Origin of the sequence: Paraglaciecola arctica BSs20135 (assembly GCF_000314995.1) — a bacterium.
GTDB classification, from domain to species: Bacteria; Pseudomonadota; Gammaproteobacteria; order Enterobacterales; family Alteromonadaceae; genus Paraglaciecola; species Paraglaciecola arctica.
Genome location: NZ_BAEO01000031.1, coordinates 125,348 through 144,474, shown reverse-complemented (window position 1 = coordinate 144,474; position 19,127 = coordinate 125,348). Strand labels below are relative to the sequence as shown.

Below are 19,127 nucleotides of genomic sequence, written 5' to 3'. Positions count from 1 at the left end.
GTAATATAGGGAATATAACAATGATGGTAATGTAAAAAATGTTGGTAAAATCGCTGATTATGACATCCCATATTTTGGCCCGGACGCAATTGAGCTTGGATTATGGGAACCCTTAAGACTTGCGAATGAAATAGGTTTTGGTTCTATTTACTAGTGCCTTGGCAAACTGATAAGGGTGTATTAATACTCGTTCACGTTATTACTGACTCGCCAAAATCATGGCTGCTAGTCACTAAAAGTTTGGTTTTGAATCAACGGCAAGTATTATTATTTCACTATCTATTGGGTTTTAGTTTAGAGGCCTAAGACAAAGTACTCGCCAATTTAGTAGAAGAATTACACCAGCGAGTGGGTGACAAAAGAGTGGATATTATTGCACATAGTATGGGCGACCTAGTTGCAAAACGTTTATCCAGTTTCACCACTATCGCAACACATGTCAAGTTAACAAGCAGACTTAAAAACGTGCGATAATTGCGTAATAACATGAAACCGATCAGTCAATATTAGGTGATCGGGTTGGATGTTAATATGCAATAATCAGGGCATGAAAAATACTAATATTTATGTAGGATATCGCAATCCATCCCAAATTATCAGAAACGCTGTGTGGCTTTACACTAACAAGACGGGTTTCAGTGCGTCATGAGTCAAATTTGCCAACACGTTTTAGAAATACGTATGATTTCACGTATCACGTTGTCTATTACGCAGCGTAGGTTAGGGGAGTGACATCGCCAATTGTTTATACTGTCCCTGCAGTTGTGCTTTTTCTTGCAGAGCAAGCTGATATTCGCTCTGTAAATTGTGGTGAGTGATTTTTATCTTTTCCAGCTCTGCCGCTATGCCCTCATGAGATTGTGTTAATAATCCCCGTGTTTTGTCCGCCTCCACACATTGAAGTGTTAACGCGTCTTTCTGATCTTGCAGGGTATCAATTTCCTGCATTAGCACTGAGTTGTCTTGTTTCTTGGCGATAAGATCCTGTTGCAAGGTTGAGCATTGCGTACTTTTTGCGGCCAGGCGCTGACTCAACGATTGATTGTCATCCCTCATTTCCCCGTATTTTTTCTCGAGTTGTGTTTGTTTGGTCACGCATGTAGCAAGTTGCGCGGTGATATCTCGAACTTGCTCGGTCAATGATGTGATCTGTGCTTGGTCACGAAATTGTGTGGATTGAAACTGTTCACGCTCATGTTGTCTATCTTGTGCGGTGCGCACTTGATAGTGCTCAAAGTGGGCGCGGATGTCTTTAGATTCCTGCTTAATCTCCGTGTTAACGGCCTTTAATTCGTTAATCCTCGTGTGCGCTCCTTCCAGCTCATACACCGATTTATCATGTCTACTTAGCAGCACCTGATGAGACTGCGTGATTGTCTTGTTTTCAATCTGGCTGTCCCGCAACGTCTGTTTGATAGTCGCATTGTCCTCAGACAATTGAGCGATTTGGGCGGATGCATCAGCTAGCCGTTGGCTAAGCGTATCTGTAATGCTATTACACTCATCCTGGATCTGTTCGATTTTACCATCAGCATGTTGGTGCACGCGTGCATGCAACGATTTCACGACGTCCATAAGATCAGCGGGCAAACCATGGTCCACATTTTTGGACTCGTTGGATGCGCGCCATTGTTTGAGCAGGGGCGCGATGGTGCTTTTACTGCCAGTGCCGAGATAGTCCCTGACGCGATCGACTGTGGGCGTATGCCCGTCGGCCTGAATAGATTCTGCGGCTTGAATAATATGACTAGCGTTGACGCCTGCACGTGCCACTACGGTCTCCTGTTTATTTCGTACTGTATTATGTATTACATAATATTACATATGAATTAGAATTCAATGTGAACATTGATATTTCATTTATAACTAACGATAATGTTGCTTATCGTAGGTTATAGTTTTCTTAAAAAATACAATTTCTGTGTTCCTGTTACAAAACGGGGATTCCAACATGATATCAATGGGAGCTAAAAGTGGAACTTAAACAAGCTGAGTCCGCATCGTTAAAGAACGAAGCTACGCAGACAGCTTCGTTGATGGACAACAGTCAAACTGCATTGCAACTTTACATCACGGCGGGAACGTCTGATAACACCCGTAAGGCCTATCGTAGTGCCATCCGTCAATTCGAAAAATGGGGTGGCCGTTTACCTACCGACTCAAGTGTGTTGGTACGCTACCTTATCGAGCGAGCAGGGCAGCTGAATCCGCGCACCCTAGCATTGCATCTCACTGCGATCAGTCAGTGGCATCACCTACAACTCATACCTGATCCGTCTCGTACCCCGTTGGTTCGTAAAACGATGGATGGGATCCGGCGTACGCATGGCAAGCCCAAGTCAAAAGCAAAAGCCTTGCGTCTCGAGCACCTCGTTTCCATGCTGTCGACCCTTCACGCCTTACCTGACGGCAATAAGAAAGCGCGGGACAGGGCGTTGCTGTTAGTCGGTTTTTTTGGTGCGTTTCGGCGCAGTGAATTGGTCGCTATCACCGTTGAAGATTTATCTTGGGAGCAGGAAGGCGTGTTGATCAGCCTGCCTAAATCGAAAACAGATCAAGAGCTTGCGGGATTGACCCGCGCACTACCGTATGGAAATGAATCCATCTGTCCTGTAAAAGCGTTAAGGGATTGGCTGAATAGGGCGGGTATCACACAAGGGGCGGTCTTTAAGCCTGTTAATCGCTGGGATCAGATTCAGGATAAGTCGCTGAGTCCCGGGGCCATTAATGGCTTTTTGAAAGACTTAGGCGATAAATGTCTGTTTGATTTTGTGCCAGAACTGAGTAGTCACAGTTTTCGTCGGGGATTGTCAACGTCCGCGGCGAGAGAGAGGGTAGATTTTGCCTTAATAAAAAAGCAGGGTGGTTGGAAGAGTGATGGAACGGTGAGGGGATACATTGAGGAAGGTCAGCAGTTTACGGAAAATGCATCGTTGACGTTGATGGATAAAATGGCTGTACTTTGGCATCAACATGGTAAATAAACAAATATCGCAGAAATTGTTGAGTAAATAATAACTGCGAGAAGAGTCTAACCAAATCCGGAAAGTCTTATTACCTTTTGCTATCCTTATCCTTATTCTTCTTCTTTTAGTTCGCTAATAAAACATCACGTTTTCATAGTTTCATTTGTGGAGTCGTCAAATTTAGCTACCTTATCTTTCTTGAATATAATGGTAAAACAGGTGTTTTTTTCTGAGGATTCAGCAACGATATCGCCTCCGTTAATATTTACTATAGATTTTGCAATCGTCAACCCGAGACCAGCGCCATGACCATCTCGATTACGCGAGAAGTCTGCTCTGTAAAAGCGATCAAACAAACGACTCAAATGTTCTTTAGGAATTACATCGCCATGATTTATAATAGCAATTGAGACTACATCAGATGACGTTTTTGTTTTAATTATGATTTTGTCATTTTTAGGTGAGTAACGAATTGCGTTAGAAATTAAATTGCTCAGCGCTTGTCGCAACATAGTTTTATCACAAACTAACTCTAAATTTGAACCGTCTAATATAAGTTGTATATTTTTCTCATCAGCGAGCAACTCAAAATAATCGAACAGCCCCTTTATTTCCTTATTTACTACTACAGTATCTTTATTTGGTTTAATTAAGCCCTGCTCGGCTTGTGCAAGTAGAAGCATGTCACTTACCATTTTGGTCATGCGATCATATTCTTCAAGATTCGAATATAGAATTTCAATATATGCTTCACTATCTCTCGATTTGCTGAGCATTACCTGTGTCTGTGTTGTTAAATTTGTGATTGGGGTGCGTAATTCGTGTGCGATATCTGCTGAAAAGTGAGAAAGCCTTTCAAAGCCGTCTTCGAGACGCTTTAACATGGTATTAAAAGAATCCACTAATGTGGTGAGTTCGACTGGTACATTTAAAGGGTCCAGCCTAATATCAAGCTTATCAGCAGTGATGGACTCAATTTCCCTGCTTAATTGCCTTAACGGGGAGTGTCCTCTGTATACTGCAAAACGTGCCGCAAAAACGGTAATCACACCAGCTAAAAATACAATTCCCCACAGTGTACTCTTAAAGTTCTGCATGTAACTCATGTGGAATTCCATGTTGGATGCAACTGTCACTGTGTACCTTTCTGGTCCCAACTTGGTGGGTAATTCAAAGGTTATTTTTGTACCTCTCAACATATGCTTTCCATCGTTAAATAGAATTAAGTTCGAGGGAATAACTTGGTTATGGGCTTTAAACTTTGTCGGAAATGTAGATAAGTCAGCACCTTGACTGGTGAATATCGTATTTTCATTTTTGTCTTTGACGTGATAGTAAACGCCGTGATGACCGGACACTGCTTGAAAGAGGATACTAGATGGCAATACATTCAATTCATGAGCTTCACCGAGCTTACTTTGAACCGCTTCGAACACCTCATTTAGCTCGTCCGCATCCTGCTCTATAAAATGCTGATCTATGGATTCAATAACAATTAGGTTCATGATGCTCAGACATATAAAAATGGTAACCCCAACTAATACTGTGACTCTAAATGCAAGAGAATTGGGTTTCTTTAGCACGTTACTCTCGCTCATCTATCGCCAACTTATAGCCCATACCTCTGACAGTTTGGATCAGTTTAGGTGTAAACGAATCATCTATTTTGGCTCTTAGCCTCCTAATTGCCACGTCGATTACATTGGTATCACTATCAAAGTTCATGTCCCAAACTTGTGATGCTATTAGCGAGCGAGGTAACACTTCCCCCTGTCTTCGAACCATGAGTTCTAGAAGCATAAACTCCTTAGTCGTAAGGCTTATAGGTTTACCTGAACGTGTTGCCACGCGGGACGGAATATCTAATTCAAGATCAGCAATATTAATAGTATTTGACGGCACGGATGTGCCTCTTCTTAGCAGCGTTCTGACTCTTGCAAGTAATTCAGCAAAAGCGAATGGCTTGACCAGATAATCATCTGCTCCGAGTTCAAGACCTTTCACTCTGTCTTTTACACTATCTCTAGCAGTTAAAAACAACACTGGTGTGTGATTACTTTTCTCCCTCATAGAGCTTAAAATTCTCCATCCATCAATATCTGGCAGCATAACGTCAAGTATCACTAGTTCAAAGCTGCCGGTCATAGCCTTGTGGTGACCATCAAGCCCGGTTCTTACTAACTCCACTACGAAGCCTGATTCAGTTAAACCCTGCTTGATATAATCTCCGGTTTTAGTTTCGTCTTCGACGACAAGGATCTTCATTATTAACCTCGTTAGTTATGGAAAGGTGTTTTGTATTCAATCGGTCAAAGCAGGAACTTTTAACTGCATACCAATTTACCTCATAATCAGTGACTAACAACCAATATAAAATATAAATCAGTGTAATAGGTGTTGATTACAAAAATGTAATCAATGCGTAATGGCCGTGACATGTTAGGTGAGTATTATAAAAGTGTATTTTAACTCAACACTTCTCCAAGTTAAGACGTACACATTTTTTAGTGAACTTGGTTTTTTAAGTTTAAGGTTTCAAGTGTTATACAAAATCACCAAAATAATTATGATATTTATCATGCTCACAGCGCAAATCGGGGAGTCTTTTGCTCTTTCATTTATGCCGTGCGCCGATAATGGCATAATGGTGATGAACGATAAAAATATGGATCATTCTAAACACTCCATGGCCATGGATAAATCTAGCATGACTTCTGATAAAGATTGCTGTCAAAAAGACTGTTGTTGTCCAATGGGTTTGATGACTGTTGCCGTGCCTAGTGAACCCAATATTGATACGCCAATTGACTACAAAACAACTCAATTGATTATGAGTCATTCTACTATACACAATATATTCTTAGCTCTCCCTCAACGCCCCCCAAAAACAACTTTTTCTTAAGCAGGGTAGATCTGCTTGAAATTTGACTTTCCAGAGTAGCTGGAACTGATTTGTTTCGACCTTGTGTTACGCAATGTCAAAAAGAAAGAGAATATTAAAATGAAATTAATAAATATATTTCCAGTAAAAACACTGTCCATCTTATCTGTTTTGTTTGTGGTTGCTTGTTCTGATGCATCAACATTAGAAGCGAATGCAAAAGCAGGTAAAGAACCCAAAATGAACGAGGCCATAGAACTCACGGTTTACAAAAGTCGTTCATGCAAATGCTGTCAAAAGTGGGTAACACATGTCGAGGAGCATGGCTTTGAGACTGAAGTAAACAACATTACGCTTTTGTCTAAGCTGAAAGACAATAAAGGCATTCCTGCCAACTATCGTTCTTGCCATACCGCTGAATCAAATGATGGATACCTTTTTGAAGGGCATGTGCCTGCCAAATTTATTAAACAGTATTTAGCCAATGTACCAGAGGGGTCAATCGGTCTTTCTGTACCAGCCATGCCAGTTGGAACGCCTGGCATGGAGGTTGGGGATCGATTCATGCCTTACAACATCTTACTTCTTAATGCAGACGGCACTGTGACTGAATATAAGCAAGTGATGACTTATGAGGAACAGTTTTAATGAATAAACTCAATGAAATTCGTAAATTCCACATAAAATTCGGAGTAGGGATTTTCGCTTTTACTCTTTTATCTGCTAGTGCCACTGAGTTTCCATTGATGAACGCCAATACCCCTTTATCTTTCGAAAAGGCTATCAGGGCGGCCCAAATAAATGATCCTTGGTTAACTGGGAATGTTCATAAACAAAGAGCCATCGAATCGATGAGTATTGCAGTAAATACATTACCAGATCCTAAGGTGTCGATTGGTCTGGCAAACTTGCCCACTAACGGTTTCGATTTTGGTCAGGAAGGCATGACACAGGCAAAAGTAGGCATTACACAAATGTTTCCTCGCGGCGATACCTTAGATATTAAAAGCCAACAGCTAAAAACTCAAAGTGAAGCATTCCCATATCAACGAAAGGACAGAGAATCAAAAGTAGCCGTTACAGTAGGAAGCTTATGGTTGGACACTTATAGGGTCCAGCAAAGTATCGCATTAATTGAAAGTAACAGGTCGTTATTTGAACAGTTAGCAGATGTAGCAGAGGCAAGCTATTCATCAGCTTTAGGTAAAACTCGACAGCAAGATATTGTTCGAGCACAGCTAGAGCTAACACGTTTAGAAGACAGATTAGATCAACTAGAGCAACAGAAAAACAGCTATGAAGGCATGCTTGCACAATGGCTAACCACGTTTTCTAATGAAAATAGTGCTGAATATGCAGCACCATTAGCGTCTGATTTTATTTTACATAATATCGTTCTTAACCAAGTGCTACCTCAAATAGAGTTACTTAATAGTGATTTAGTTTACAAAGAAAATTGGCATAAGACAGAAGAGTTGGTCTCACATTTCTCAAATCATCCCTCGGTTGTCGCTATAGAAAAAAAAGTAAAGGCTTCTAAAGCAGGCATTAAATTGGCAAAGCAAAAATACAAACCTGAATGGGCTGTAAACGCAAGTTATGGCTATCGCGGGGATGATCCTATGGGCGCAAGTCGAGCTGATTTATTTTCGGTTGGTGTGACCTTTGATTTACCACTCTTTACTGAAAACAGACAAGATAAAGAGGTGCAATCAGCGATATCTGAAACAGAAGCTGTTAAAACCGAAAAGTTACTCTTACTTAGACAATTGTTAGGTACTTATTCGAGCGCAAAAGGCAGGTTATTGCGCCTAATCGACAGGCAGAATTTATATAAAACCAAATTATTACCACAAATATATGACCAAGCAGAAGCCTCTTTGACTGCCTATACCAATGATGATGGCGATTTTTCAGAAGTTGTTCGTTCACGTATTGCGGTGTTAAATGCCGAAATAGACGAACTAACACTCAACGTAGAAGAGCAGAAAATACGGCTAGAGCTTAATTATCTGTTTATCGACAGCCGCGATACTGTCACTACAAGAAATGATATGAATTTACCTAACAGCCACCAATATGCTGCAATTTCGGGAGAAAAACAATGAGCCCAAATATCTCAAAGAAACACATTAGCCCCATAGTTATTGGCATGATCTTAGGTGGCATTATCACTTTTACGGCAACTTATTTTATCGCTCCTTCAGAAGGTGATCCAATAACCAGCAAAACCACTGACGAAAAGAAGCCGATCTATTGGGTCGCCCCCATGGATGCAAATTATAAGAGAGACAAGCCGGGTAAATCGCCAATGGGAATGGATTTAGTGGCTGTTTATGACGATGACGGAAAAGGACCTGATGAAGGTCCCGGTACAATTCGTATCTCACCTGATGTTGTGAATAACTTAGGGGTACGTACCACAACAGCAGGTTTCAAATCACTGCATACTGAAATAAACACAGTGGGTTATGTGACTTACAATGAAGATAAACTTGTGCATATTCACCCTCGAGTTCAAGGATGGATCGAGAAGCTCTATGTTAAGGCTACCGGTGATCCTGTTGTAAAAAACCAGCCATTATACGATATTTATTCCCCTGAGTTAGTTAATGCTCAAGAGGAGTTATTATTGGCGTTAGATAGAAAAAACAGTCGATTAATAACGGCTTCTGAAAATAGATTATCAGCACTACAGTTACCTAAGTCGGCTATTGAAAAACTCAAAAAAACCAGAAAAGTGCAGCAAAACATTACGTTTTATTCCCCGCAAAATGGCGTGGTTGAAAACCTTAACATACGCGAAGGCTTCTATGTAAAACCTGGCTCAACCTTGATGGCTATTGGTGATCTATCCGATGTGTGGGTCGAGGCAGAAGTATTCGAAAGACAGGCCGGCCAAGTTAAAACTTCTACGCCCGTGACTATGACACTAGATTATTTACCCGGTAAAACATGGGAAGGTCAAGTCGATTATATCTACCCAACCCTTGATGCTAAAACACGTACGGTGAAAGTACGATTGCGCTTCGATAATGAAGAGGGGGAATTTAAACCTAATATGTTTGCACAAATTGCCATTCATGCGACAGGTGATGAACAAGCACTACTTATTCCAAAAGAGGCCCTCATTAGAACAGGTAATCAAGATAGAGTTGTGTTGGCACTAGGTGAAGGTAGCTTTAAATCTGTTGAGGTTTCTGTGGGTCGTTATGACAGCGAAAGCGTTGAAATACTTCAAGGATTAAGCGAGGGAGAAAGAGTCGTCAGTTCGGCGCAATTTTTACTCGATTCAGAATCAAGCAAATCATCTGATTTTAAACGTATGAATCATGACTCTTCCCAAAATGAGTCAACACAAATGGATATGAGTGAGAACAACGATAGTGTTTCCTCAGCCACAGTGAACGGTACTGTGGTGTCGGCAATGGTTGATCATCGAATGGTCACCATCGACCGAGAAGCCATCTTAAAGTGGGGGCGTGAGGCAGACAGAGTTGATTTTATTGTTGAAGAAAATGTTGATATGGCCTTATTTTCAAATGCTGCTTATGTGATGTTCACCTTTGAAATTAGAGACGGTAATTTTATTATTGTCAGCGCGATGGCAATGGATATGCCAAAAACAGAGCCTGCAATCAAAGATGCTGCTAGCGACAAAGGAGAGTAATGATGATTACGTCGATTATTCGTTGGTCTGTTAGCAATCGATTTTTCGTATTATTAGCGACATTTTTATTGGTTGGCGTTGGATTATACTCCGTCAACAGAACACCCATTGACGCACTTCCTGATTTATCAGATGTACAAGTGATAATTAAAACAAGCTACCCTGGGCAAGCACCACAAGTAGTCGAGGATCAGGTCACTTACCCAATGACCACTGCCATGTTGTCGGTGCCAGGTGCCGTTACCGTACGCGGTTACTCATTCTTTGGCGACTCCTATGTTTACGTTATTTTCGATGAAGATACCGACCTTTATTGGGCACGTTCACGGGTACTTGAGTACTTAAGTCAAGTGGCTCCCAATCTACCTTCTGCTGCACGTCCTCAATTAGGCCCGGATGCAACCGGTGTTGGCTGGGTATACTTATACGCCCTAACAGATACCACTGGCCAACATGATTTAAGTCAATTGCGCAGTATACAAGATTGGTTTTTAAAGTTTGAATTACAAACAGTACCTGGCGTTTCAGAAGTATCGGCCCTTGGCGGTATGGTCAAGCAATATCAGGTAAGAGTTGACCCTGATAAATTACGAGCGTTTGGTATTCCACTTTCTCACATTCAAATGGCCATTAAACAAGGTAATCAGGAAATAGGCGCATCAGTAGTTGAGATGGCCGAAGCTGAGTACATGGTCAGAGCGACGGGATACATCAAAAGTGTCGATGATTTAGAAAACATTCCTTTGGGAGTCAACGAAAATGGTACGCCTTTATTGTTAAAGGATGTGGCAGATATTGGCACTGGCCCACAGATGCGTCGGGGCATTGCAGAGCTTAATGGCGAAGGAGAAACAGTTGGTGGCATAGTTGTCATGCGTTTTGGAGAAAACGCTCAACAAGTGATTAAAAGTGTCAAAGAAAAACTCGAAAAGCTTAAAAAAGGACTGCCCGAAGGCGTAGAGATAGTGCCTGTTTATGACCGTTCTGCCTTGATTGAACGGGCTGTCGATAACTTAGCCTATAAGTTGCTGGAAGAGTTTGGTGTGGTAGCCTTAGTTTGCATCATTTTCTTATTCCACGTTCGTTCATCTTTAGTCGCGATTATTAGTTTGCCAGTAGGTATTTTAACTGCCTTTATAATTATGCATTTACAGGGGCTTAACGCCAATATCATGTCGCTAGGAGGTATTGCTATTGCTATTGGCGCGATGATAGATGGTGCGATCGTCATGATAGAAAACATGCATAAGCATATGGAAAAAACACCCTTAACGAATGAGAATCGATGGCAAATCGTCACAGAATCGGCGAGTGAAGTAGGCCCAGCATTATTCTTTAGTTTATTAATTATTACGGTGAGCTTTGTTCCTGTATTTACTTTAGAAGCCCAAGAAGGTCGAATGTTTGCGCCGCTAGCATTTACTAAAACTTATGCCATGGCTGCTTCTGCTGCATTGGCCATTACCTTAGTGCCAGTGCTAATGGGGTATTTTATTCGAGGTAAAGTGTTACCTGAACATAAAAACCCGGTAAATAGATTTTTAACCTTTATTTATATGCCAGCGTTGAAAACCGTTTTACGCTTCCCAAAAATGACAATAGTAGCTGCATTAGCAGTGCTTGCCATTGGCATATATCCACTGGATAAAATAGGCAGTGAGTTCATTCCACCCCTTGATGAGGGGGATTTGATGTATATGCCCACGACTTACCCCGGTATTTCTATTGGTCAGGCTCGCCAACTTCTGCAACAAACGGACAAGTTGATTAAGACAGTTCCAGAAGTAAAAACCGTGTTTGGTAAAGTCGGTCGTGCTGAAACAGCAACCGACCCAGCACCTCTAACCATGATAGAAACCTTCATCCAGTTAAAGCCTCATGATGAGTGGCGAGAAGGAGTAACCACAGAAAGCTTGAAAAAAGAACTGGATGCATTAGTCAAACTTCCAGGGGTAACTAACGCCTGGGTAATGCCAATTAAAACCCGTATTGATATGTTGGCAACTGGTATTAAGACACCTGTAGGAATAAAAATTGCCGGTCCTAAACTAGACGTTATACAAGATATAGGTAAACAAATAGAAGAAATTTTAGCAGACGTTCCTGGTACATCCTCAGTTTACTCTGAGCGTGTTGCCGGTGGTCGATACATAAAAGTGGACATCCAACGGGCAAAAGCGGCGCGTTATGGATTAAATATCGCTGAAATACAGCAAGTTGTAGCTACCGCTATTGGTGGTATGAATGTTACTCAAACAGTTGAAGGTTTAGAGCGCTATCCCGTGAGTTTACGTTATCCACAAGATTATCGTGATTCGCCTGAACAGCTATCATTGCTGCCTATTGTGACGCCTAATGGACAACGAATTTCATTAGGAGATGTGGCTAATGTCATCGTAGAAGATGGACCTCCGGGTATTAAATCCGAAAATGCACGTCTAAATGGTTGGGCATTCGTGGATATCGACGGCGTTGATGTAGGGACCTATGTTGAAGCTGCACAGAAAGTGGTGGCAGATAAATTAGATTTACCCGCTGGTTACTCTATCTCTTGGGCTGGGCAATATGAATACATGCAGCGTGCAAAAGCTAAGCTGACTTACGTTGTGCCATTAACCTTATTTATCATCGTTATATTACTTTATCTTAATTTTCGTAACGTGATTGAAGTTGCGATGATTATGGGTACTTTGCCGCTAGCCATGGTCGGTAGCATATGGTTGATGTATTTAGAAGGTTACAACTTCTCAGTGGCGGTTGGAGTGGGTTTTATCGCGCTAGCAGGAGTGGCTGTAGAAATTGGCGTCATCATGCTGGTGTATTTAAATCAAGCTTACAAAGAAATGCTCAGCGAACACCATTTAAATAATGTTTCGACAACAAAAGAAGATGTACTCCAGGCCGTTTTACACGGCGCGGGTATGCGTGTTCGCCCTGTGATGATGACAGCCGCAGCGATTATTGTTGGCTTATTACCTATTTTGTACGGTACGGGTACTGGATCTGAGGTCATGAGTCGTATTGCTGCGCCAATGGTCGGTGGGATGTCGAGTGCAGTCATTCTGACGCTACTTGTGTTACCAGCCTTATTTTATTTATGGCGCTCGTCATCAATAAAGAGTACAGCGTCAAAAGTATAATTGTATGAATTTAACTAGAAAACCTTAATGACTAATATAGGAATAAACCATGAAAACAAACTTAATTAAAACAATCAGTAAAATCGCTTTGGTATTAATACCAACACTTACTTTATCCATGACAGCTTCGGCACATGACCCCAAGTTGCACGCAAAAAAGCCTGAAAAAGCTGATTGCAGCAAAATGGATCACAGCAAGATGGATATGAAAGATCCTGTCGCTATGGCCATGATGAAAAAATGCATGAAACAAGCAGAAGCTTCGAGTGACAAAATGGACGGAAAGATGGATCACAGCAAAATGATGGATGACAAAATGGATGATAAGGATATGAAAAAAGATATGAAAAAGGATGAGCACGACAATCATTAATTAATGAGAGATAACACTTAGCCCAACGTAATGGGCTAGGTGTCTTTTAACCTAAGTAGGAAAAGGCTATGAAGATACTTAAATTATTACTGCTACTTGTTGTGTTAGGCATAGCAGCCGCTACAACCGTTATTTACTCAGGCATTGTTAATGTGGCAGCCGATGAACCTCACAGTGACCTAGTTTATTGGCTTTTAGAAGAAACAAGAGAAACGTCCATAAAAAAGGCAGCGGAAGATATTGAAGTGCCAGATCTAGTCGATCCTGAATTGCTCCTTAGTGGCGGTGTTGACTATAACTTTATGTGTGCAAGTTGCCATTTAAAACCAGGACAAAAAGAAAGCGACATGAGTGTGGGTCTATACCCAGCACCGCCAAATTTAACCATTTCTGCTGAAAGCCATGAAGGTCATGAGCACGGGGATGATGCACAAAAAGCTCGTAAAAACTTTTGGGTAATCAAACATGGTATCAAAGCGTCTGGTATGCCAGCTTGGGGTAAAACCCATGATGATAAACGGATTTGGGCCATGGTGGCATTTATAAACAGGTTACCGACTTTAACACCAGAGCAATATCAAATAATCACAGCAATAGAATAAAAAATATTACGTATTAAAAATAATTATTTTTAATACGAGGCTTTAGTAATGTACTTTTTTTACTAAGAAATTGAAGTTTCACAAATAACTGGCCGTTGGATGGCCAATCTATACTAGATATTGAGATATGAAAATGAATAAAATTTGTATAAGAAAAATGCTCAAATGTCTGAGCATAGTAATTTCGATTATGGTGATTTTAACCGCGTGTGGGGATAGCTCTAAAAAAGAAACCGTTGTTTTAACTCCTGAGCGAGAAGGTCAATCTGTCGCCCGTATGTGGAATGAAGTGCTATTGCATGCAATTCGCAATGATTTCGCACGGCCCACTGTGCACGCGAGAAACTTATTTCATATTTCCTCTGCGATGTATGATGCATGGTCGGTATACAAACCCGATACTCATGGTTTTTTATTAGGTAATGAGGTCGCGGGTTTTGCTTGTTCTGCTGATACTATTGATTTACCAGAGGATGTGTTGCCACAACAAGAGCTTGCAATTAGTTATGCAGCCTATCGGATAATTCAACATCGTTTTAGATTATCACCTGGCTCATTTGAAATAATGGATGCCGCCGACGCATTAATGCAGAACTTAGGCTTTAACATTGATGAAGAGTCATTGGATTATTCTCAAGGGTCAGCTGCTGCCTTAGGTAATTATATCGCTGATTGTTATATTCAATTTGGATTGCAAGATGGAGCCAATGAGCAAAATTTCTACGCAAACACCAGTTACCAACCAGTTAATTCACCATTAATCTTAAATAGTGGTTCTTTTGGTAATTCATCAATTACTGATTTAGATCGCTGGCAACCTTTGTTAATTGATGGATTTATTGATCAAGCTGGTAATCCAATTGATGATGCACCTAGCTTTTTAGGACCCGAATGGGGTTCTGTTGTCCCTTTTTCTTTGTCGGATAATGATAAAACGGTTTATACACGTGATGGTTTTGATTATCAGGTATATCATGATCCAGGAGCGCCACCATTGGTAGAAGGTCCTTTAAGTGACGAATATAAATGGGGATTCTCATTAGTGTCAATTTGGTCGTCACATCTAGATCAAAATGATGGAGTGATGTGGGATATTTCGCCTAACAGTATTGGTAATATTGATTCGTTTCCGAACTCATTTACAGAATTTAATGAATTTTATAAAAAACTTGAAGGTGGCGATCCAAGTATGGGTTATGCCCTGAACCCTATCACTAATCAGCCCTATGAAGAGCAAATAGTGCCACGTGGTGATTACACTCGTGTATTAGCTGAGTTTTGGGCCGATGGTCCAGAGTCTGAGACTCCTCCTGGGCACTGGTTCGTTGTCTTAAATACAGTGAGTGACCATGAACTTTTAGAAAAACGCTGGGCAGGTGAAGGCGACATTTTAGGGGCGCTTGAATGGGATATTAAATCTTATTTTGCTATGGGAGGCACGATGCACGATGCGGCTGTTGTTTCATGGGGGATAAAAGGATGGTATGACTCTATTAGGCCTGTATCAGCTATTCGTGCTATGGCTACTGGGCAAAGCAGCGACCCTTCGTTAAGTTCTTATAGTGTTAATGGTTTACCTTTGGTTGATGGCTTTATTGAAGTGGTAACAGAAAATGACCCCATAGCCATCGGTTATCCTCAAAATATCGGTAAAATAAAAGTTTACGCATGGAAGGGACCAGGCTACATAGCCGATCCCTTGGTTGACCAAGCCGGAGTGGGCTGGATATTGGCTGAGTACTGGTGGCCCTATCAGAGACCATCTTTTGTTACTCCTCCTTTCGCAGGTTATGTATCTGGGCATTCAACCTTTTCTAGGGCTGCTGCTGACCTGATGACAGCCATGACAGGCTCAGAATATTTCCCTGGCGGGATGAGTGAATTTGAAGTGAAAGCAAATGACTTTTTGGTGTTTGAAGAAGGGCCTAGTGTGAATATGACCTTGCAATGGGCGACATATCAAGATGCATCTGACCAGTGCAGTTTGTCGCGAATTTGGGGTGGGATCCATCCTCCGGCTGATGATATGCCTGGCAGAAAAATTGGTACAAAAATCGCCGTCGATAGTTTCGAATATGTACAGTCGTTTTTTGCGCAGTAAAGGTTTGGATGGATAATTCATCCCTTAATTCATCTGTAATCCTTTTTCAAAATGGAAGATGTTGCACAAAGTGCTCGTAAAAACTTTTGGGTAATCAAACATGGAATCAAAGCGTCTGGTATGCCAGCTTGGGGTAAAACCCATGATGACCAACGGATTTGGGCAATGGTGGCTTTTTTACAAAGACTACCGGAGTTAACGGCAGATCAGTACCAAATATTGACTGCGCTTGATCCCAACGTCAATCAGGAAATGGCGCATTAATGAGCCCAATTGAAGACCAAAACAGCTTTTAATGTTTAAAACAAAGGAAATAATCGTGAAAATAAAATCAAACGCTTTTGCTTTGGTATTTATTACTTTAGTTGGACTGTGTTTTACATCTTTTTCCTGGGCACATGGCGAAGAAAAACACTCCGACTCATCACCATTTTTTGTGAACATCGACACTGCACCCGCTAAGGTGGTAAGTGCCTTTCATCAGGCACTGGAGAGTGGCGACAAAGCCAAGGCTCGTGCATTACTGGCCGACGATGTGTTAATTTTTGAAGGGGGCGTTGAACGCTCAGCAGACCAATACGCCAACCACCATATGCTGGCCGACATGAAATATCTGGCTGTGGTTGAAACAACAACGCTCGAGCATCAAGTGGATATAAACGGGAACATGGCTTTGTCCATGTCACGCAGTAAAACGACTGGAAACTACAAAGATAAAAATGTGGATTACGAAGGTTTGGAGACCATGGTGCTAAAACTAAGTGACGACGAGTGGAAGATCACTCATATCCATTGGTCACGATAATTGAGTTTAAGGAGATATAAGATGAAAAGTCTCATCATTAAGTGCTGGGGTGTTAAATCGTCGCTCCATGATGGCGCTGCACCTTGTCTGATGGATTGATGCAAATTGAGGCCGTTGGCAAACAATTCTGGACAGGGCGTTTCGCCCTTGCCCAAGGAACCGGCTTATTTATCGGTAATGCGGGTGACAATTGTCCACACACACACTATGCCCACCAACTTAGTGTGGCATTGGACAAAACGGTAGAGATAAAAACAGACATGGGAGTGATGAGCAGTACTAGCCTGTTTATTCCAGCTGGTTGTCATCACCAACTTAACCCAGGACGGGTTATATCCCTGTATGTAGATGCCACTTCTACCATGGCAAAACAGTTACTGACCAGTTTTTCTAACCCTGAAAATGTCAGCCAATTGCCGAGTAAGTTAGAATTTACGATCCGTGGTCTGGTGACAGTTGAGGCGGATCTTCAGCAAACATTAAGCCAATTCGCCGACCAATTTCAGCCAAACTTCCGTGCAGATAAGCGACTCGAAGTGGTACTGACAATGTTGAAAAATGAGCTTATTGAACAACAACTACTGTCACTTACTCAGCTCGCCCATGCCGCTGAACTAAGTCAAAGTCGATTTTCCCATTGGTTTACCGAGCACACCGGCTTGCCTTTAAGAAGTTATCGAAAGTGGCTACGTTTATTGGCAGGCGTCAGATTAATTGCAGCTGGAAAACCCTTAAGTGAAGCCACCCAGGAAAGCCTTTTTTCTGATCAGGCCCATTTTAGTCGAACCTTTAAACAGATGTTTGGGCTAACACCTAAACAACTAGTACATATGGCAGCTAGCAATACATAAAAAAAATCAGGAATACAGCTGTTTCGTTCAATAGTCGATTCTGTTTTGCAAATACAATATTAGTACAAAATTGGCGAAGAAAGTCACGCCGGTTACTTTGTATTTGAGGTTTCTACCATGCAGTATTTCATTCGTTTAATCTATTTACCCTTATTCCTAATTGTGGGAAATGGTTTGGCTATATACCTTGTTCAGTCTGGCTACCCAACATTTTATTTGTTTGCCCTCTTAGCCTTATTTATAGGTTTATCATTTCTACTGGAGTATTTGGCACCCTATGATAATGCATTTAATCAGCCTCAGGGGGATGTTAAGCGCGATGTGATCCATGCGTTGGTCAATGAATCCTTAAGCGTAATAGGAATATTGAGTGTTCCTGCAATCGCCAGTTTCATTGTTCTGCCGCCCATTTGGCCTGTGAACTTCCCTCTTTGGTTACAAGTGGTTATAGCAATCTTCATAGCTGATGTGGGTATCACCTTGGCCCATTATGCCAGTCACCGAATAAATACCCTTTGGCGATTGCACGCGGTACATCATAGTGTAAAACGTATGTATGGCTTAAATGGATTAATGAAACATCCCTTACATCAGAGCATTGAAACCCTCGCCGGAACTTCACCGCTATTACTTTTGGGGGTGCCACAGCAGGTATTGATTCTGCTCGTAGTGGCAGTAGTGCTGCAATTATTGCTGCAACACTCCAATGTGGCCTATTTCAGCGGCCCCCTAAAAAAGATGCTGGCCATCAATGTTGTGCACCGCTTTCATCATTTAGGCACAGCCAAAGAGGGGGATGTCAACTTTGGTCTCTTTACTAGTTTAACGGATCGTCTGCTGGGCACTTGCTACTTTGACGAAGATAGAACTATCGGTTCAGAAGATATTGGGATCTCAACGCAGCCTAATTATCCAATCGCTTACCTAAGCCAACTTATTGAGCCTTTTTGGTCCCGATCGCCTGAAGAAAAAATTGTTGAATGATTAGGTCAGGAGAACCATATGCTTACCTTCTTAGTTATATTACTGGTGCTTATACACTGGATAAACTCGCCGGTGATATCGACGGCCTGATCGATGCGTTGGGTTACACTAAGGTATTTTTAGTGTCGTCTATATTTTGGAGGACTCGCACAATTATTTGAGCTAAACATCGGTCAGTCAAAACACGATATTTTTGCGGATAGTCAACAATAAACAAATTTTGTGCGTTAAATATCATAACGAATTTTAACCTCAAAGGAAGCAGCATACTGCTTGCACGATCTAACATGCTGATTGACATAGATTATTCAATATGGAAATGCATAAATTCTAGATAATCTTCTGGGAAGTACAGTCATTCAAGTCCCTTCTAATATGTAATCTATTGATTACATTACAAAAATGTAATCAACTTGTAATCCAATTGCCGTGAAATATTGATCAAGGTCAATTAATATATTTGTGTAAATACTAGTATGTCATTACACAAAACAAAGAGGGTTAGTTTCAAGTGAGAAAGTGATTTGTCGCACCATTAATTGAGGTGTCTAGTTTAAATGCCATTCCAATTGAGCATGGAGAAGAATTAGAAAACTCCTTTATAGCCTTTAGCGTCAAGAACCATATTTTCTCTTCTCTATTTACTCATCTTAACTACATATTTAAGTAAACAAAAATCGCTTGACCTGTGTCCAGCTCACAGGTTTACAGTTAGGTTCAATACCTAGGATTTAGTCATAGGATCGGTACGGTT

16 protein-coding genes are annotated in these 19,127 nt (G+C 41.3%); 13 read left to right on the top strand and 3 right to left on the bottom strand.

Going from position 1 to position 19,127, the window contains the following annotated elements; all coding sequences use genetic code 11:
- Nucleotides 1-720 precede the first annotated feature (720 nt).
- Nucleotides 721-1,773: a DNA-binding protein gene (locus tag GARC_RS12360; RefSeq protein ID WP_007620467.1), complete on the bottom strand. Its 1,053-nt coding sequence runs from the start codon at nt 1,771-1,773 to the stop codon at nt 721-723.
- A gap of 200 nt (nt 1,774-1,973) precedes the next feature.
- Here GARC_RS12360 and GARC_RS12355 point away from each other — a divergent pair, with 200 nt between their 5' ends.
- Nucleotides 1,974-2,984: a tyrosine-type recombinase/integrase gene (locus tag GARC_RS12355; RefSeq protein ID WP_007620464.1), complete on the top strand. Its 1,011-nt coding sequence runs from the start codon at nt 1,974-1,976 to the stop codon at nt 2,982-2,984.
- Between the two features lie 125 nt (nt 2,985-3,109).
- Here GARC_RS12355 and GARC_RS12350 read toward each other — a convergent pair whose 3' ends face one another.
- Both GARC_RS12350 and GARC_RS12345 read right to left on the bottom strand, forming a co-directional pair.
- Nucleotides 3,110-4,564, bottom strand: a complete 1,455-nt coding sequence (locus GARC_RS12350) for a heavy metal sensor histidine kinase (protein ID WP_007620462.1) — start codon at nt 4,562-4,564, stop codon at nt 3,110-3,112.
- A complete protein-coding gene (locus GARC_RS12345; RefSeq protein WP_007620460.1) occupies nt 4,551-5,231 on the bottom strand; it encodes a heavy metal response regulator transcription factor in 681 nt (226 codons plus the stop codon). The genes GARC_RS12350 and GARC_RS12345 overlap by 14 nt, the downstream gene beginning before the upstream one ends.
- A 313-nt stretch (nt 5,232-5,544) precedes the next feature.
- Between GARC_RS12345 and GARC_RS12340 the strand changes: the two genes are divergently transcribed.
- From GARC_RS12340 to GARC_RS12285, 12 genes are all read left to right on the top strand, one after another.
- The gene (locus GARC_RS12340; RefSeq protein ID WP_153810922.1) at nt 5,545-5,868 is read left to right on the top strand and encodes a hypothetical protein; all 324 of its coding nucleotides are present in this window, start codon (nt 5,545-5,547) and stop codon (nt 5,866-5,868) included.
- Nucleotides 5,869-5,967: 99 nt separating this feature from the next.
- Nucleotides 5,968-6,495 (top strand): DUF411 domain-containing protein, encoded by a 528-nt coding sequence (locus tag GARC_RS12335; RefSeq protein WP_007620455.1) that lies wholly within the window; start codon nt 5,968-5,970, stop codon nt 6,493-6,495.
- Nucleotides 6,495-7,955 carry a TolC family protein gene (locus GARC_RS12330; RefSeq protein ID WP_007620453.1) on the top strand — a complete coding sequence of 487 codons (1,461 nt, stop codon included), beginning with the start codon at nt 6,495-6,497 and terminating at the stop codon, nt 7,953-7,955. The genes GARC_RS12335 and GARC_RS12330 overlap by 1 nt, the downstream gene beginning before the upstream one ends.
- Nucleotides 7,952-9,517 (top strand): efflux RND transporter periplasmic adaptor subunit, encoded by a 1,566-nt coding sequence (locus GARC_RS12325; protein WP_007620451.1) that lies wholly within the window; start codon nt 7,952-7,954, stop codon nt 9,515-9,517. Before GARC_RS12330 ends, GARC_RS12325 begins: the two co-directional genes overlap by 4 nt.
- Before the next feature lie 2 nt (nt 9,518-9,519).
- Nucleotides 9,520-12,657: an efflux RND transporter permease subunit gene (locus tag GARC_RS12320; protein ID WP_007620445.1), complete on the top strand. Its 3,138-nt coding sequence runs from the start codon at nt 9,520-9,522 to the stop codon at nt 12,655-12,657.
- A gap of 49 nt (nt 12,658-12,706) precedes the next feature.
- The gene (locus GARC_RS12315; protein WP_007620444.1) at nt 12,707-13,030 is read left to right on the top strand and encodes a hypothetical protein; all 324 of its coding nucleotides are present in this window, start codon (nt 12,707-12,709) and stop codon (nt 13,028-13,030) included.
- Between the two features lie 68 nt (nt 13,031-13,098).
- Nucleotides 13,099-13,632: a c-type cytochrome gene (locus GARC_RS12310; protein ID WP_007620443.1), complete on the top strand. Its 534-nt coding sequence runs from the start codon at nt 13,099-13,101 to the stop codon at nt 13,630-13,632.
- Nucleotides 13,633-13,822: 190 nt separating this feature from the next.
- The gene (locus GARC_RS12305) at nt 13,823-15,733 is read left to right on the top strand and encodes a vanadium-dependent haloperoxidase (RefSeq protein WP_007620442.1); all 1,911 of its coding nucleotides are present in this window, start codon (nt 13,823-13,825) and stop codon (nt 15,731-15,733) included.
- Nucleotides 15,734-15,784: 51 nt separating this feature from the next.
- Nucleotides 15,785-15,997 carry a c-type cytochrome gene (locus GARC_RS12300; protein ID WP_007620441.1) on the top strand — a complete coding sequence of 71 codons (213 nt, stop codon included), beginning with the start codon at nt 15,785-15,787 and terminating at the stop codon, nt 15,995-15,997.
- 55 nt (nt 15,998-16,052) lie between these two features.
- Nucleotides 16,053-16,538, top strand: coding sequence for a YybH family protein (locus GARC_RS12295; protein ID WP_007620440.1), 486 nt, complete (start codon nt 16,053-16,055; stop codon nt 16,536-16,538).
- Between the two features lie 83 nt (nt 16,539-16,621).
- Nucleotides 16,622-17,389: a helix-turn-helix domain-containing protein gene (locus GARC_RS12290; protein WP_007620436.1), complete on the top strand. Its 768-nt coding sequence runs from the start codon at nt 16,622-16,624 to the stop codon at nt 17,387-17,389.
- Between the two features lie 117 nt (nt 17,390-17,506).
- Nucleotides 17,507-18,373 (top strand): sterol desaturase family protein, encoded by an 867-nt coding sequence (locus GARC_RS12285; RefSeq protein WP_007620435.1) that lies wholly within the window; start codon nt 17,507-17,509, stop codon nt 18,371-18,373.
- The last annotated feature ends 754 nt before the right edge of the window (nt 18,374-19,127 follow it).

Coding starts and splice junctions, on each gene's coding strand:
- GARC_RS12320 (WP_007620445.1), top strand. CDS start 9,520: ATGATTACGTCGATTATTCGTTGGTCTGTTAGCAATCGATTTTTCGTA.
- GARC_RS12345 (WP_007620460.1), bottom strand. CDS start 5,231: ATGAAGATCCTTGTCGTCGAAGACGAAACTAAAACCGGAGATTATATC.
- GARC_RS12330 (WP_007620453.1), top strand. CDS start 6,495: ATGAATAAACTCAATGAAATTCGTAAATTCCACATAAAATTCGGAGTA.
- GARC_RS12340 (WP_153810922.1), top strand. CDS start 5,545: ATGCTCACAGCGCAAATCGGGGAGTCTTTTGCTCTTTCATTTATGCCG.
- GARC_RS12335 (WP_007620455.1), top strand. CDS start 5,968: ATGAAATTAATAAATATATTTCCAGTAAAAACACTGTCCATCTTATCT.
- GARC_RS12350 (WP_007620462.1), bottom strand. CDS start 4,564: ATGAGCGAGAGTAACGTGCTAAAGAAACCCAATTCTCTTGCATTTAGA.
- GARC_RS12325 (WP_007620451.1), top strand. CDS start 7,952: ATGAGCCCAAATATCTCAAAGAAACACATTAGCCCCATAGTTATTGGC.
- GARC_RS12305 (WP_007620442.1), top strand. CDS start 13,823: ATGGTGATTTTAACCGCGTGTGGGGATAGCTCTAAAAAAGAAACCGTT.
- GARC_RS12285 (WP_007620435.1), top strand. CDS start 17,507: ATGCAGTATTTCATTCGTTTAATCTATTTACCCTTATTCCTAATTGTG.
- GARC_RS12315 (WP_007620444.1), top strand. CDS start 12,707: ATGAAAACAAACTTAATTAAAACAATCAGTAAAATCGCTTTGGTATTA.
- GARC_RS12300 (WP_007620441.1), top strand. CDS start 15,785: ATGGAAGATGTTGCACAAAGTGCTCGTAAAAACTTTTGGGTAATCAAA.
- GARC_RS12310 (WP_007620443.1), top strand. CDS start 13,099: ATGAAGATACTTAAATTATTACTGCTACTTGTTGTGTTAGGCATAGCA.